At 69.9% G+C, this 15,112-nt stretch carries 13 protein-coding genes; 9 read left to right on the forward strand and 4 right to left on the reverse strand.

Features of this window, described 5'->3' with window-relative positions:
* Together ORI60_RS23765 and ORI60_RS23770 are read left to right on the forward strand one after the other, a co-directional pair.
* Window positions 1-213 (forward strand): GH25 family lysozyme (locus ORI60_RS23765; RefSeq protein ID WP_266039935.1); only part of this gene is annotated, 213 nt, incomplete at its 5' end.
* Between the two features lie 3 nt (window positions 214-216).
* Window positions 217-1,401: a putative glycoside hydrolase gene (locus ORI60_RS23770; RefSeq protein ID WP_266039936.1), complete on the forward strand. Its 1,185-nt coding sequence runs from the start codon at window positions 217-219 to the stop codon at window positions 1,399-1,401.
* Between the two features lie 291 nt (window positions 1,402-1,692).
* Here ORI60_RS23770 and ORI60_RS23775 read toward each other — a convergent pair whose 3' ends face one another.
* Together ORI60_RS23775 and ORI60_RS23780 are read right to left on the reverse strand one after the other, a co-directional pair.
* Window positions 1,693-1,857 (reverse strand): RGCVC family protein, encoded by a 165-nt coding sequence (locus ORI60_RS23775; protein ID WP_266039937.1) that lies wholly within the window; start codon window positions 1,855-1,857, stop codon window positions 1,693-1,695.
* Window positions 1,844-2,980, reverse strand: coding sequence for a N(5)-(carboxyethyl)ornithine synthase (locus tag ORI60_RS23780; protein ID WP_266039939.1), 1,137 nt, complete (start codon window positions 2,978-2,980; stop codon window positions 1,844-1,846). The genes ORI60_RS23775 and ORI60_RS23780 overlap by 14 nt, the downstream gene beginning before the upstream one ends.
* Before the next feature lie 317 nt (window positions 2,981-3,297).
* Here ORI60_RS23780 and ORI60_RS23785 point away from each other — a divergent pair, with 317 nt between their 5' ends.
* The 3 genes from ORI60_RS23785 (at window position 3,298) to ORI60_RS23795 (ending at window position 7,110) form a co-directional block, all read left to right on the forward strand.
* The gene (locus tag ORI60_RS23785; protein WP_266039941.1) at window positions 3,298-4,173 is read left to right on the forward strand and encodes a DUF1963 domain-containing protein; all 876 of its coding nucleotides are present in this window, start codon (window positions 3,298-3,300) and stop codon (window positions 4,171-4,173) included.
* Between the two features lie 181 nt (window positions 4,174-4,354).
* Window positions 4,355-5,491, forward strand: coding sequence for a GTP-binding protein (locus tag ORI60_RS23790; RefSeq protein WP_266039942.1), 1,137 nt, complete (start codon window positions 4,355-4,357; stop codon window positions 5,489-5,491).
* 179 nt (window positions 5,492-5,670) lie between these two features.
* Window positions 5,671-7,110 carry a sialidase family protein gene (locus tag ORI60_RS23795; protein ID WP_266039943.1) on the forward strand — a complete coding sequence of 480 codons (1,440 nt, stop codon included), beginning with the start codon at window positions 5,671-5,673 and terminating at the stop codon, window positions 7,108-7,110.
* A 7-nt stretch (window positions 7,111-7,117) separates the two neighbouring features.
* Here ORI60_RS23795 and ORI60_RS23800 read toward each other — a convergent pair whose 3' ends face one another.
* Window positions 7,118-7,954 carry a MerR family transcriptional regulator gene (locus tag ORI60_RS23800; RefSeq protein WP_266039944.1) on the reverse strand — a complete coding sequence of 279 codons (837 nt, stop codon included), beginning with the start codon at window positions 7,952-7,954 and terminating at the stop codon, window positions 7,118-7,120.
* A gap of 372 nt (window positions 7,955-8,326) precedes the next feature.
* Here ORI60_RS23800 and ORI60_RS23805 point away from each other — a divergent pair, with 372 nt between their 5' ends.
* On the forward strand, window positions 8,327-10,108 hold the full coding sequence (locus ORI60_RS23805) for a DUF1996 domain-containing protein (protein WP_266039946.1): 1,782 nt from the start codon (window positions 8,327-8,329) through the stop codon (window positions 10,106-10,108).
* 42 nt (window positions 10,109-10,150) lie between these two features.
* Here ORI60_RS23805 and ORI60_RS23810 read toward each other — a convergent pair whose 3' ends face one another.
* Complete coding sequence (locus ORI60_RS23810; RefSeq protein ID WP_266039947.1) at window positions 10,151-11,056, reverse strand: N-acetyltransferase; 906 nt, start codon at window positions 11,054-11,056, stop codon at window positions 10,151-10,153.
* Window positions 11,057-11,202: 146 nt separating this feature from the next.
* On the opposite strand from ORI60_RS23810, the gene ORI60_RS23815 reads away from it, so the two are divergent.
* From ORI60_RS23815 to ORI60_RS23825, 3 genes are read left to right on the forward strand one after another with little or no spacing between them, the layout of a single operon-like run.
* Entirely contained in the window at window positions 11,203-12,021 is an 819-nt protein-coding gene (locus tag ORI60_RS23815; protein WP_323055933.1) for an ABC transporter ATP-binding protein, read from the forward strand.
* Between the two features lie 22 nt (window positions 12,022-12,043).
* Window positions 12,044-13,000 (forward strand): ABC transporter substrate-binding protein, encoded by a 957-nt coding sequence (locus ORI60_RS23820; RefSeq protein WP_266039949.1) that lies wholly within the window; start codon window positions 12,044-12,046, stop codon window positions 12,998-13,000.
* Between the two features lie 2 nt (window positions 13,001-13,002).
* Window positions 13,003-15,024 (forward strand): iron ABC transporter permease, encoded by a 2,022-nt coding sequence (locus ORI60_RS23825; protein ID WP_416234487.1) that lies wholly within the window; start codon window positions 13,003-13,005, stop codon window positions 15,022-15,024.
* Window positions 15,025-15,112 lie beyond the last annotated feature (88 nt).

A 15,112-nucleotide genomic window follows, 5' to 3' on the forward strand; every position in this document is an offset into this window, starting at 1 on the left:
TACACGTCCACGCTGTGGTGGGACAAGTGCACGGGACGCAGCGGCGACTTCAGCTCCACCAACCCGTTGTGGCTCGCCAGGTACGCGGCCTCGGTAGGCCCCATGCCCCACAAGTGGCCTTTCCACACCATCTGGCAGCACAGCTCGTCCCCGATCGACCAGAACGTGTTCAGCGGTGGTGCGGACCGGCTCACCGCGCTGGCCACGGGATGAACGATGAACGCCCCAGCGCGAAAGTCCGAACTCCTCCTGCTCGCCTTGCTCGCCGCGGTGTGCGGTGTGTCGTTCACCGTTGAGGCTTCCGTGTCGCACCTCAAGCGGTTCGGGCTCGCCGTCGACGGACTCGAACACGGTTCGGTCTTGAAGACAGCCGCTGTGCTCGCGGTGAGTGTCACCGCTGACGACCCGGGCACGTTGGACGAAGTGGATGTGTTCATCGACGACGAGCCTGTTCCGACTCGTCGTGAGGGAGACCGGCTGCGGCTGCACGACTTCGAGCCGGTCGAAGGCGTGCACACGCTGCGCGCTCGAGTCCGCGATGCCTCACTGCTGTGGTGGGACGCTGAGGTCGAGCACAACTTCAGGATCGACGACACCGCGCCGTCGCTCACCGTCGATCGGACCGAAGCGGCCGATCCGCGTACGTCGATCACCGTGCGCGGAACGACAAGCGAAGCGGTGCTCGTACGGGTCGGTCAGAGCGCTGCGCGACTGCACGACGGAACCTTCGAAGTGACCGTGCCGTCGGCGGCGACCGTGTTCGTGCAAGCACGCGACACGGCGGGGAACACGACAGGACAGCACGTGACCGTGCCGGTCGTGCGTCCCGCGATGCGGGTTGCGCATCTTGAACCGGGGGAGTGGACGTCACCGCGCTCACGTCAGGCGGTGCTCGCGATGGCCCGCAAGGGCGAGATCGACACCGTCGTGCTCGACGTGAAGGACGAGACCGGCCAGATCCCCTACCTCTCGAACGTCGCGCTGGCCGGTCGGATCGGTGCGGTCAGCGACCGCTACGACCCGCGGTCAGCCGTGGATCAGCTTCACCGGGCAGGGCTGCGCGCCGTGGCGCGAGTGGTGCCGTTCCGAGACCCCGTGCTGGCGAAGGCGGCGTGGCACTCCGGGTTGCGGGACCACGCCGCCCGCGACGGCGACCTTGTCTTCACCAACTCGAGCCATCCCGAAGTGCGCGGCTACGTCGTGGCGCTCGCCCGTGAGGCGGCAGCACTCGGCTTCGACGACGTCCTGCTCGACCACGCCGGAAACGAGCTACCCGCGAGCTTCCTCGCTGAGGCGCGCGAGGGCGTGCGCGCTGCGGGTGCCTGCCTCGGAGTTGTTTCGACACAGGGCATCGCGAACGTCCCTGCCGACGTTGACTTCGTGACGCCGCCCCTCGGCTGACACGTGCGCGGTCCTCGCAGACGTAGTCGAGGGCATGGGCGCCTGGCTCCGTTCCTCGTTCGCAGGACGCGCAGGTCGAACGATCAGTTCGTGAGGAGAGAATCGTCGTGCTGGAGAAGGCTTTTGCCCCGGCCGCGCACCCCGGCAACGAGGATGGGCACGGCTCGGACGGTTGACTCGCGGCACGGCGCATGAGGCCGTTGACGCACCGGGGCGAGCGGGTGGGCCTGCGCCGTCATGCTGCCGGTGACCGCGAAACAGCGGTGGAATCCGATCGTCCGAGGCGGCACGTCACCGGCAGATGCAACCGCGGGACAGTGCGGAGGCTGCGGTGGCGGTGCAGTAGCGAACGCCGAGCGGGTCGTGCTCGTGCCACGGGTGAGGGCACACGGCGCAGGCGCCGGCGCTGTCGGAGTGGTCGGCGAGTTCGGTGGTGTGCAGCTCAGAGACGGGCATGCGGGTACTCCGATGATCGGTGCTGGAACGAGAGGATGCGCGGGTTGACGATGGTCCCGTCGCGGATCTCGACGGCGCGCCGGAGGATGTCGCTGGAGTCCCAGGCGCCGGTGAGCACCGGACGCAGGTGGGGGAGCAGTGCCTCGCTGATCTCCCAGGTCGCCGAGTTCCACAGGTAGGACGGGCTGTGGTCCACGCCGTAGTAGCGCACGTGGTCGCCCACCAGGAAGTCCGGTTCGGTGAACGTGGTGGGACGCGCCCATTCGAAGCCCATGCCCGCGTCGCAGGAGACGTCCACGACGAGCGTTCCCGGGGCCACGGTGGACAGATCGGCGTTGGTGAGGAACGTCAGCGGTGCGTCCGTGTCCTGGAGCACGCAGTTGACGATGACGTCGTGTTCCGCGAGGAACCCGGCCAGCGGCACGCGCCCTTCCTCGGTGAAGGCGTGGCTGCGATCCGGATCGGCGGCGTCGTGGTCGAAGTGGACGATCCGCGCGGAGTGGATCGGCGCGCTGACGGCGGTGACGCCCCGGTTCGTGAGGACGGTGACCTCGTGCACCCCATGGGCGTTGAGCGCCGTCACGGCGCCTCGTGCGGTCGCGCCGAAGCCGATCACGACGGCGCGCAGCCGCCGCCCGTAGTCGCCGGTCGAGCCGTTGAGCTGCAGGGCGTGCAGCACCGAGCAGTAGCCGGCGAGCTCGTTGTTCTTGTGGAAGACGTGCAGGCTGAACGAACCGTCGGAGGTCCAGTGGTTCATCGCCTCGAAGGCGATGAGCGTCAGCCGCCGTTCCACGGCGAGCTGCGTCAGTTTCTCGTCCTGCACGCAGTGCGGCCAGCCCCACAGCACCTGACCTTCGCGCAGTTGCGCGATGTCGTCGGCGAGTGGTTTGAGCAGCAGGACGACATCGCATTCCGCGATGAGTTCCTCGCGCGTGCGCAGCCCCGCTACGGAGGCCGCGAGTTGCTCGTCGGAAATGCCGAAGCTTTCTCCGTAGCCGTGTTCGAGGTAGATCTGGCCGCGGAGGTCCGCGTCGATCCGGTCCAGGTGCAGCGGGTGCAGGGGAAGCCGGCGTTCGTTCTCCTTGTGGGTCTGCGCGATGACTCCGAGGCTGAGCTGGTCCACGTGTGTCCTGTTCCTCGATGGTGGCGACCGCGGTTCAGGCGAGCCGGCCCACGCTGCCGCCTGACGGGGAGAATCAGGCCATTTGTGGAAAGGATCGAGGAGGCCGTCGGAAGAGCGGCACTTTCTCCTCCATGCTACATGCGCCGGTGGCATTTTTGATCGATTTTGCGTGATGGGAAAATTTGGCAGTTCTTCCTGAGGATGAACCGGGTCGATTCGTTTTCCGATCAGCCGGACATCCGGTCGGCGAATCGGGTCGCGCCCATCGGCCAACGGCGCGAGGGAGCGCTTCCACCGGTCTGCGATCATGCTGCGCCATGGATCGTCATGAGCAGTTCCGCAGCGCGGCAGTCGATCGAGGCATTCCGCACGACGAGGCCGACGCGTTCGCCGACCAGCTCCGGTTCGCGATCTGGGCGGGTCCGGGCGGTGCCGGGGACGAAGTCGCCGGCCAGTTCGGCGGGCTTCCCGAGTTACCGGTGGGCGTGAAGTGGCCGGGTGGCGACTACCCGTTGCCGTTCATCGGTTCCGTCGACTGCGCGGCTCTTCCGCGGGCCGAGGGGCTCGACCTGCCGGCGGACGGATCGCTGCTGTTCTTCCTGCACCACGAGGAGGACATGGAAGAACATCCCACCACCGAGTTCTCGCGGGTCGTCCACGTCCCGGCGGGCACGGAGACGGCGCCACCGCCTCCCGGCCACGACACCAGGACGTACTTCCACGAGAACATCCCGTTCGTCACGCCCGAGCGCCGGCTCACCGCGTGGGTGCGGCCGGTGCTGCCGGACTGGATCCGGGAGCGCGACGTCGAGCACGAGCCGGACACCGTGAAACGGTTGTTCGGCGAGCTCAAGCACATCGAGCAGTTGTGCGAGCTCGTCGACGAACTCTGGCCGGACCAGGACCGCTTCTGCCTGCTCCGCCTCGGCGGGTACTGCCGGGAGATCGGCGGCCAGGACGGCCCGTGGTCGCAGATGGCGTTCGACGACGTCAGGAGCCGGCAGGCGGAGTCGCAGGAGGAGCGCTTCCGCCTGCGGCGCGAGGCGGCGTACCGGTTGAGCCGGGAATGGGTGCCGCTCGCCCAGTTCCCCACGCCGAGCGAGGTCTACTGCGGATGCTTCCTGATCCCGCGCGATGATCTCGCCGCGCGGCGCTTCGACCAGATGCGTTCGTTCACCATGTTCACCGAATAGGGGCTCGCGACGCTGAGGGGGAGCGGCAGCGTCCCGAACAGGTCCCACGCCGACAGCACCACGATGAACGTCCCGGCGATCGCGAGACCGGCCATCACAACGTGCCGTGCGCGGCGGGCCAACGCCACCACGGCCGGGGCCACGGCGCGTGCGGTCTGCTGAACATGATTATCATGTGCATATGTTCAGGCGCACTCCGGTCACCGTGCTGTCCGGCTTCCTCGGCTCGGGCAAGACGACGTTGCTCAACCACGTGCTCGCCAACCGGGAAGGCCGGCGCGTGGCGGTGATCGTCAACGACATGAGCGAGATCAACATCGACGCCGCCCTGGTCGCGGGCCAGGGGAGCCTCGACCGCACGCAGGAGCGTCTGGTCGAGCTGACGAACGGCTGCATCTGCTGCACGTTGCGGGAGGACCTGCTCGACAGCGTCGGCGAGCTGGCGCGCTCGGGCCGGTACGACACGATCCTCGTCGAGTCCACCGGCATCTCGGAGCCGATGCCGGTGGCCGCGACCTTCGACTGGACGTTCGCGGACGGCACGAGCCTGTCCGACCACGCGCGGCTGGACACGATGGTGACCCTGGTGGACGCGGCGGGTTTCCTGCGCGAACTGACCACCGGCGACCACCTGGCCGAGCGCGACCTAGCCGCCGCCGAGTCCGACGAGCGCACGATCTCGGACCTGCTGGCCGACCAGGTCGAGTTCGCGGACGTGCTGGTGGTCAACAAGACCGACCTCGTGACCGGCGAACAGCTCGCGACGCTCGACGCCGTGCTGCGCAGGATGAACCCGGCCGCCCGCCTGCTGCACACGCGGCACGGCGTCGTCGATCTGGCCGAGGTGCTCGACACCGGTCGCTACGACCCGGTCACCGCCGCACAGGCCCCCGGCTGGGCCCAGGAACTGGCGGGCACCGGCCACGTCCCGGAGACCGAGGAGTACGGCATCCGCTCGGTCGCGTTCCGCGCGGCGCGGCCGTTCCACCCCGCACGCCTGATGACGGCACTGGCCGACTGGGACGGCGTGTTGCGCAGCAAGGGCTTCTGCCACATCGCGAGCCGCCCCGAGGTGCTCGCGGTGTGGTCACAGGCAGGCCCGAACCTCACCCTCGAACCGGGGCAGCTGCTGGACACCCCGCAGGGCCGCCAGGAACTGGTCTTCATCGGCGTCGGCCTCGACCTCGACGAACCACGCCGCCGCCTGGAGCCGGCGCTGCTGACCGACGAGGAGTTCGAGGCCGGTCCGGCGCACTGGCGCGCGCTGGAGGACCCGCTGCCGGAATGGGACCTCGCCGACCTGCACGAGCACGCCTGACGACTGTCCCGCCGACCGTGCCGCACATGCAGGGCTGGGCGATCGTGCCCGCCACTGCCGAAACGGCCGGAGCTGATGGGGCGATACCCCCATGAGGGGGAACGTGGACATGCGGAGGTACCCCTATGCATGCGACCAGACGGCTCACCGCAGCGGCGGCAGTCGTCCCCCTGATCCTCTTGAGCACGGCCCCCGGGGCTTCGGCCGCTCCCTTCTCGCTGAGCGTGGATGTGCTGGTCAACGGCGCGTCGACGCTCACGGCCTGCCCCTACGGCGCGTCGGCGGACTTCGCCGAGGCCTACGACGACACCGAGGTCGAACCGCAGGTCGCGGTCAACCCGGTCAACCCGGACGAGATGATCGGCGCGACCCAGCAGGACCGGTGGCCGGACGGCGGCGCGCGCGGCCTGTCGTCGTGGATCACCCACGACGGCGGTGCGAACTGGACCAAGCTGCCGGACGTGCCGTGGAGCGGCTGCCAGGGAGGCCCGACCCGGTTCGGCCGGGTCACGGACCCGTGGGTGACCTACGACAAGGTGGGCAACGCCTACTTCATCGGCCAGCCGATCGACTCGGCCGCGCTGGGCCTGTCCGCCATCGCGGTCACGAGCTTCGACCGCGCCACTGGCGCCTGGCGTCCGCCGCAGATCATCCAGGAGGACTCCGGCGACCGGGGCGTCTTCAACGACAAGGTCTCCATCACCGGCGATCCGACCCGTCCCGGCCACGCGTACGCGACGTGGATCCGCGGCAGCTATCCCAGCGACGGCAGGCAGCACCCGGTCGCGGACCTGCACTCGTTCGCCTACCGCGGGAAGCCGATGTTCTCCCGGACGACCGACGGCGGGCTCACGTGGTCCACGCCGGTGCCGATGCGCGACTCGAACGCCTACTTCCAGGGCAACCAGATCGCGGTCGGCCCGGACGGCACGCTGTACAACGTCGCCGCGAACCTCTTCACCGGCGCGGGGCTCAACGACAGGGGCGTCTACATGGGCGTCATGACCTCCCGGGACGCCGGGCTGCACTGGTCGGCGCCCGCGCAGATCGCACCCATCCGGTTCGCGCCGCTGGTCGTGCCCGACAACGGCTTCCCGATCCGCGCCGAGGACTACCTGCCCGACATCGCGGTCGACATGACCACCGGCGCGATCTACGTCGTGTGGGCCGACGGGCTGGGCACCGCCGTGAACAGGGTCGTCCTGGCGCGCTCCACCGACGGCGGACGGCACTGGAGCGGACCCGCCGTGGTCGCCACCGGCGGCCCGGGGGTGCAGTCCTACAACCACGCGATCGACGTGTCGGACACCGGCACGGTCACCCTGACCTACTGGGACGACCGGAACAACGTGCTCGGTGACGGCATCGCGACCACCGACGTCTGGGTCCGCCACTCGCACGACGGCACCCGCACGTGGGAACCCGAACAGCGGCTGCACGGGCCGTTCGACCACTACCGGGCGCCGATCTCGTACTTCGCGCCCGGAGACCCGCGAGGCCTGTTCCTCGGCGACTACATGGGACTGGAGACGATCTCGGGCAACGACGTCATCGCGTTCTTCACCTCCACCGCCAGCGACGGAGCCGACGTCCGCGCCGTCCGGTTGAACCACGGCTGACCGCTCGTCAGCCGTCCGCGAGGTCCTGTCCGAGCAGTTGTCCCGCGCGCTCCATGCAGCGCACCCGTGCGGGAGAGAAGTCGTACGGCATCTTGGTGAACGCCTCGTAAGCGCTCATCAGCCTGTCCTGCTCGCCATCCAGTTCGTCGTCCATTTTGAACAGCTCCTCTTCGGCGGTGTCCAGTCCGGCGGCCTGGATGGCCTGCTCCACGGCTTTGCAGTGGGCGAATCGCTCTCTCGCGAGCTGTTCGACCCGTGGGTCGTCCGGCTCGACGCCGTCGTCGAGGGCCGCCTCGGCCGCGTCGAGCCGGTCGTCCTCCGCCCGCAGTCCGGGGTGGGTCGCCAGGACGATGAACGTGCTGGCCTGGACCGCGGCGGCCTGCGGGCCGAAGATCCGTTCCGTGACCATCAAGGTGTCGAGGTCGGACGTGCGCAGCGCGCCCGCGGGCAGGTGCTTGAGCCGTTCCGCCACCAGGTCCGACAGCAGCCCCAGCGGGCTGCCCACGGCTCGCAGGCGCCGGACGATCTCGCGCTGACGCCTGATGTCGGCCTCCTGGGCGGCCAGGCTCTCCTCCAGGCGGCTCAGGCTCTCCTCGACGTCGAGGGGCTCGTCGAAGGCCGCCCGCATGTCGTCGAGCCTGATGCCGGCGTCCGCCATCCTGCGGATCCACAACAGGCGGATCATGTCGTCGTAGCCGTAGCGGCGGCGTCCGTCCCCGCCCCGCTCGGGCTCCTGGAGAAGCCCGATGTGGTGGTAGTGGCGGATGGCGCGCGGGGTCGTTCCGGCGAAGGCGGCGGCGTCACCGATCTTGACCCGGCGGGGAGGCGTGAAGGAGAGGTGCATCGCGAGCGGGGCCTTTCGTGCTGTGGTCCTTCGAAGGACATCACATGCCGCTGCGTCAGGTGCAACACCGACCGCGTGGACTGAAACGATCATTCCCGGACTCGAACGGACATCGGCGAACGCGAGTGCACATAAGTGCACAACTCGTCGGCGGGTGATCACTCAGCACGACGGTACCGATCACCCATCGTGACAAGCGGTGTCGTCGAATGGGAGCGGTCTCGTTCGATTCTGTGCGAAGCGGGAATTTCGGTTGAGCCGGGAGGCTCCGCCGTACGTACTCCCGATCATGCACGGCATGAACGAGGAGGACTAGTGACGCACCGCGTAACCGACAGACGGAAGTTCCGCCTGATCGCTTCGCTGTCAGCGGTGGCTGTGGTCGCGGCAGGGACTGCCACCGTCGCGCTGGCGGCGAAGGACGGCGCGCCGGCGCCGGTCAGCGCGTTCGTGCCCATTGAGCAGGTGGGCAAGAACGTGGTGACGCCGAAGGTCGGCAAGAACGGGGCAGGCGGCGTGTTCACGGTCGACTGCGGCACGAACGAGAACGGCAAGTTCAGCGCCGACAACCCGGTCGCCCAGCCGGGTCTGCGGCACGGCGCCCAGCACGTGCACGACTTCGTGGGCAACGTGTCGATCAGCGCCGAGTCGACCGACGAGAGCCTGCTGGACGCGGAGACCACCTGTCGCAACGGTGACCGCTCGTCCTACTTCTGGCCCGTGGTGCGCATCAACCCGAAGGCCAACCCGTCGTCCGTCGGCTCCAGTCCGGACAAGATCAAGGAGACGGGGCCCGGCGAGGTCGCGTGTCCCGGCGTCGCGGAGCGGCTGCCCGCCGTGCCGCAGCGGGTGCGCGACGAGGTGACCAGGAACCTCCAGCTGCTGTCGCAGCAGCTCAAGGAGGCCAACGACCGGGTGTCGCGCAACGAGAACCCCGGCGACCCGAACTTCGTCAACAACGCCGTGCTCGGCCCGCTGCGCAGCAAGCGCGTCGCCACGCTGGACCGCATCGCGATCGCCATCGGCCGGTCCGCGCGCAAGCCGAACCTGACCTCGCTCGCCGACTGCGACGTGCGGTTCGGCCACGGCGGCCACGGTGGCGGCCACAACGGGCACTCGAACGGCCCGCGCAAGTTCGCCGCGCAGGGAAGCGCTCAGCAGGAGCAGGACGCGGCCACCCCGACCATCAAGTGCCCCTCGGTGCGCGGCGCGCTGCCGGGTGTGCCGGACCAGGCCATCGACGAGGTGGACCGCAACCTCGCGCTGCTGGACAAGCAGATCGCCGAGGCCAACCAGCGGCTCGTGACCAGCAAGGGCCAGGGCGGGGCCAACTTCGTCGACAACGCCATCCTCGGGCCGTTGAAGGACAAGCGGGTCGCCACCCTCGACCGGATCGCCATCGCCATCGGCCGCAACGCCGAGAAGCCGCAGGGCTTGGAGCGCCTCGCGAAGTGCGGTCTCAACGAGGGCGACGAAGGCGGCAACGAGAACAACGGCGGCAACAACAACGGCAACAACGGGAACAACAACGGCGGCAACAACAACGGCGGTGCCACCACCACGACCGCCGCCCCGCCGCCCCTGGCCGCTCCCACCGGCAGGAACCTGGAGCTCGTCGGCAACAACGGCAAGATCGTCCGCCCGGCCGAGGTGAAGATCGAGTACCGCGGCAACGCGACCAGCAAGGTCACGGCCATGCCGCAGTTCCTGAAGATGGTCACCGGTGACGCCAAGCCGACCAGCCGCGGCCCCGCCAACGCCCGTGCGACGTGGACCTGCGGCGGGTTCGAGGACCGGCTGTCCGACAAGTACGTGGTCTGCCCGAACGGCAGCAAGGTCATGCGGGTGCACGACTTCCCCGGCTGCTGGGACGGTCAGAACGCCGACAGCGCCAACCACCGCGACCACGTCCGGTTCGCCGACAAGCAGACCGGCGCGTGCCCGCAGGGCTTCAAGGCCATCCCTCAGCTGCGGATCAGCATCTCCTACAACATCTCCCGTGACGTCCAGCAGAAGGGCCAGTACCAGCTCGACGCGTTCCCGGAGGAGAACCACAACCCGTTCTCCGACCACAACGACTTCGCCAACGTCAACTCCGAGCAGACGATGGCCAAGATCGTGAAGTGCGTCAACGACGGGCGCAAGTGCTCCTGATCGTCGTGAGGTGGCTGGTCCGTCCCGGGGACGGACCAGCCTTCACAGGTCCAGCCACATGACCCGCAAGCCCACCAGCCCTCGAGCCGGGTGGCGGAACGCCCTCGGCGCGGTGCCGAGCGTGACGAAGCCGAGGCTCTCGTAGATCTTGATCGCCGCCGTGTTCGTGTCGACGACGGCGTTGAACTGGAGGGCGGCGAACCCGCTGCGCCGCGCCCAGTCGATCATGTCGGTGGTGAGGGCGCGGCCGACGCCCTGGCCGCGCGCCTCCTCGGCCACCATCAGGGTGCCGGAGGCGACGTGGTCGCCGGGGCCGCCCCGGTTGGCGTACATGTTCGCGGTGCCGAGCACCTGGTCTTCACCGGCCACGACCACTCTCGCAGGTGCGGGCAGCAGCCACATCCGCCGGGCGTCGGACTCGCTCATGCCGGGGTCGTAGGGGATGGTTTCCTGCTGGGTGATGACGTCGTGGATGATCGGCCAGATCTGCGGCCAGTCGTCCTGGCGGGCGTCACGAACTGTGGTGGGCATGCTGTCCTTCGTCTGCTGGGGCTTGAGTGATCTGGCGGGTGGTCTGCTCGGCGACGCGATGGCCGCCCGCGTCGCCGCGTCCCGTGTGGACAGAGGTGCGGCGACGCCGACCGGTTCGGCGTCGAACCGGTGCAGCGCCTGGAGGAACTCGGCCAGCGCCTCGGCGGCCTGGTGCGAACCGGACAGCGCCTCGACGGTCGCCACCTCGCCGTTCAGCCGGCGCGACACCGCCCACGGCCACGGACAGCCGAAGTCCGGCCGGCTCACCTCCACCGGCACGGGTACGGCGAGCGGCAGGTGCGGGGCGAGCCGGGGCAGCCACTCGGCCTCCTTGTGCGCCTGGCCGATCGCGCCCTCGTGACGAGGCAACCGCCTCGCCGGCGTCGCGTCGGTGTTCGGTGTGGCTCCGACGGACAAGCACGGCTCCCAGCGGACGGACGATCAACGGCCGTCGCAGCCTGGCATCGTCCCGCGCGTTCCTCAAGCGGTTATCGCTGTCCGAAGTGGACGTGCCGTGGGTCACGGGTTGATGAGGCGACCCTAATTTAGGTTAGGCTCCCCTCATGTCGAACGCTCCGGTGGTGATGCTCGCCGGGCAGGACCTGGTCCTGGCCCACCACGAGCACCAGGTCGTGCACGGGGTGTCGGTGGAACTGGCACCGGGCACCGTCACGGCCCTCGTCGGCCCGAACGGGTCCGGCAAGTCCACGGTCCTGCGGTCGCTGGCGCGCCTGCACAAGCCGAAGCAGGGCGAGGTGCGCCTCGGCGACCGCCAGGTCTGGCGCGGATCTGCCCTGTCGGGCAAGGAGTTCGCGCGCAACGTCACGCTGCTCACCCAGCAGCGGCCCACACCGTCGGGTGTGTCCGTCGAGGACGTCGTCGGCTACGGGCGCCACCCCTACCGCACGGGGTGGCGGGGCACCGACCCGGACGGGGCGGCCGCCGTCGCCAGGGCCATGGCGATGACCGGCGTCGCCGAGATGGCCGGTCGCGGGGTCGACGAGCTGTCCGGTGGCGAGCTCCAGCGCGTCTGGCTGGCTTCGTGCCTCGCCCAGGAGACCGGCGTGCTGCTGCTCGACGAGCCGACCAACCACCTGGACCTGCGGTACCAGGTGGAGATCCTCGACGTCGTGCGCGATCTCGCCACCGACCACAGCGTGGCCGTCGGGGTCGTGCTGCACGACCTCGACCACGCGGCGATCATCGCCGACCGCGTCGTCCTGCTGTCGCAGGGAAAGGCCCTGGCGAGCGGCACGGTCAAGGAAGTGCTCACCGCACAACACCTGACCGAGGCGTACGGCGTCGTCGTGCACGTCGCGGACGACCCGGTCACCGGAACGCTGCACTGCCGCCCGGTCGGCAGGCACACCCCTCGCGTCTGAACCACAACCCGGAGAACAAGTCATGCGCATCCCTGTCCTGATCGCGGCCACCGCGATCCTGCTGACCGCCTGCGGCACAACGGAGACACCGCAGAGCGGGCAGCCCACCGAGAACGCGGGCGGTCCCGTCACGGTCACCGACTCCCGCGGCAAGGCGGTCGAGCTGAAGTCCGCCGCCCGGCGCGTCGTCGCGCTCGAGTGGGCCGAGGCGGAGGTCGTCGCGTCGCTCGGCGTGATGCCGGTGGGCGTGGCCGACACGGCGGGCTACAAGACGTGGAACGCGTCGATGCCCCTGGACGCCTCGGTCAAGGACGTCGGCAAGCGCAACGAGCCCAGCGTGGACGCCATCGTCGCGCTGAACCCGGACGTCGTGGTCATGGCCTCCTCGCGCGACACGACGCTCGTGCCGCAGCTCGAGAAGTACGTGCCGGTCGTCGTCACGAAGTCCAGCGACGCCGCCCGCAACTTCGACCGGCTGCGCGAGGACGTGAAGATGGTCGCGCAGGCGATCGGCAAGAGCGCGGAGGCGGACGAGCTGCTGTCCGAAATGGACTCGAAGCTCGCCGAGGGCAAGAAGGCGCTGGAGGCCAAGGCGGGCACGCCGTTCTTCATGGCCGACGGCTACCTGGAGGGCAGCACGGTCAGCATCCGCCCGTTCGGCAAGGGGTCACTGGTCTCCGACACCGCGGAGCGGCTCGGGCTGAAGAACGCGTGGACCGGCCAGGTCGACCCGCAGTGGGCGCTCGGCCAGACCGACGTCGAGGGCCTCACCGCGCTCGCCGACCCCAAGACCGTGCTGTTCTACAGCGCGTCCGAGGAGGACGTCTTCACCACCGGGCTCGCGCAGAACCCCGTGTGGCAGCGGCTTCCGTTCGTGTCGGCCCAGCAGGTCCACAGGTTCGAGCCGGGCACGTGGACGTTCGGCGGGCCGAAGTCCGTGGTGCGCATCGCCGACCAGTTCGTGAAAGCCCTCGCCTGACCGTGAGGAACGTCGTCGTCACGGCGGCGAGCGCGGTGGCCATCGCCCTGCTCGCCGCCGTCCACCTCACCCAGGGCACCGCCGACACGGGCGTGCTCGACGTGCTGCGCGCCGTCGTCGGGGCCGGTGACGAGCAGACCTACGCCGTGCTGTCCGGCTCGCGACTGCCGCGCCTGCTCACGGCCCTGCTGCTCGGTGTCGCGCTCGGTGTCGCCGGCGCGGGCATGCAGTCCGTGGCCCGCAACCCTCTCGCGGCACCGGACACGCTCGCCGTCAACGCGGGCGCCTACCTCGCCGTCGTCGCGGTGTCCGCGCTGGGCGTGAGCCTGCCGGCGTTGCCCGCCGGGGGCGCCGCGTTCGTGGGAGCCCTGGCCGCGGCGGTCGTGGTGCTGGGCCTGTCCGGTGCCGGGTCGGCGACGCCACGGCTCGTGCTGGTCGGTTCGGCCGTGACGCTCGCGTTGCAGTCGATCACCATCCTCCTGCTGCTGACCTACGAGCAGGAGACGTCCGGCCTGTTCGCGTGGGGCAGCGGTTCGCTGAGCGCCGCGAAGTTCGACGCCGTCGCCCAGATGGCACCGGTCGTGCTCGTTGCGGTCGTCGCCCTGATCGCCATGGGACGCTCGCTCGACCTCCTTGCCCTGGGCGACGACAACGCGACGGTCCTGGGCCTGAAAGTCCGCCGCACCCGCATCGGCGCGGTGCTGCTGACCGTGGCGCTCACCGCCGCCGCCGTGACGATCGCCGGCCCCGTCGGGTTCGTGGGCCTCTGCGCGCCCGTGATCACACGCCTGCTGATGTCCAAGGAAGGCCGGCACCGCGTTCTGCTGCCTCTGTCAGGACTTCTCGGCGCCGTGCTCGTGCTCGGCGCGGACGTGTTCATCCGAGCCGTGATGGGTTCGGCGGGCGCCCTGCGCGTGCCGACCGGTGTGATCACGACGGTGGTGGGCGCGATCGTCCTGGTGTGGCTGGCCCGCCGCAGCCGCCCGAGCGGCTCACGCCGCCAGCCCCCGGCTGGCCGTGTCGCGGTGGCGGGGTCGAGGCGGCGTCTCGTCGTCACCAGCGCCACCGTCGTCGTCCTGCTGGTGGCCGCCCCGATCGTCGGCATGCTGCTCGGCGACCGGCTCGTCCTGCTGGGCGACCTCGTGAACTGGGTGTCCGGCAACACCGGGACGGCGCTGACCTACGTGCTCGACCAACGCCTGCCGCGCGTCCTCGCGGCACTGACCGCGGGCGCGGCGCTGGCGGTGTCCGGCTGCGGAATCCAGTCGGTGAGCCGCAACCCGCTCGCCGAACCGGGCCTGCTCGGCATCACCGCGGGCGCGGGCCTCGCCGCCATCGCCCTGATCACGTTCGTGCCGATGGCCGGCGCGTGGCACGTCGCCGGTGCCGCCGGCGCGGGCGCGACGGTCGCGTTCGCCCTGGTCTACGGCCTCGCCTGGCGCTCGGGCCTGGACTCCGACCGGCTGGTGGTCATCGGCATCGGGCTCTGGTCCGGCGGAATGGCGCTGATCACGCTGCTGATCGTCACCTCGGACCCGTGGAACATGGCCAAGGCGCTCACGTGGCTCTCCGGCTCCACCTACGGCCGCACGCTGGACCAGGTGGTGCCGGGCCTGATCGCCCTGGCCCTGCTGACGCCGCTGCTGTGGTCACGGCACCGCGAACTGGACCTGCACAGCGTGGACGACGACACGCCCCGCATCCTCGGCGTGCCCTTGGAACGGTCGCGCGTGGTGGTCCTGGCCGCCTGCGGCGTCCTCGCGGCGACCGCCGTGGCCGCCATCGGCGTCGTGGCCTTCGTCGGCCTCGTCGCACCACACCTGGCGCGCTCTCTCGTCGGCGGCAAGCACGCCCGTGTCATCCCCGTCGCCGCGGCGGTCGGTGCGATCCTGGTCAGCGCGGCGGACACCCTCGGCCGCACGGTCGTCGCGCCGTCGCAGGTGCCGGCTGGTCTCGTCATCTCGCTGCTGGGCACGCCCTACTTCGTCCTGGTGCTGTGGAGGACACGGGCGACGCGGACCTGACCGCGACGGGACCCCTGCGCCTCCCGAGATCCGCCGGGTGGTCTGCTCGTTCTTCGCCGGATCACCGTGGTGAGCCACGTCGTGATGG

The organism is Lentzea sp. NEAU-D7 (assembly GCF_026242055.1).
In the GTDB taxonomy this organism is placed as follows: Bacteria; Actinomycetota; Actinomycetes; order Mycobacteriales; family Pseudonocardiaceae; genus Lentzea.

What these genes read in the sequence shown, in the direction of transcription:
- ORI60_RS23770 (WP_266039936.1), top strand. Translation starts at nt 217, where the DNA reads ATGAACGCCCCAGCGCGAAAGTCCGAACTCCTCCTGCTCGCCTTGCTC.
- ORI60_RS23775 (WP_266039937.1), bottom strand. Translation starts at nt 1,857, where the DNA reads ATGCCCGTCTCTGAGCTGCACACCACCGAACTCGCCGACCACTCCGAC.
- ORI60_RS23785 (WP_266039941.1), top strand. Translation starts at nt 3,298, where the DNA reads ATGGATCGTCATGAGCAGTTCCGCAGCGCGGCAGTCGATCGAGGCATT.
- ORI60_RS23790 (WP_266039942.1), top strand. Translation starts at nt 4,355, where the DNA reads ATGTTCAGGCGCACTCCGGTCACCGTGCTGTCCGGCTTCCTCGGCTCG.
- ORI60_RS23800 (WP_266039944.1), bottom strand. Translation starts at nt 7,954, where the DNA reads ATGCACCTCTCCTTCACGCCTCCCCGCCGGGTCAAGATCGGTGACGCC.
- ORI60_RS23815 (WP_323055933.1), top strand. Translation starts at nt 11,203, where the DNA reads ATGTCGAACGCTCCGGTGGTGATGCTCGCCGGGCAGGACCTGGTCCTG.
- ORI60_RS23820 (WP_266039949.1), top strand. Translation starts at nt 12,044, where the DNA reads ATGCGCATCCCTGTCCTGATCGCGGCCACCGCGATCCTGCTGACCGCC.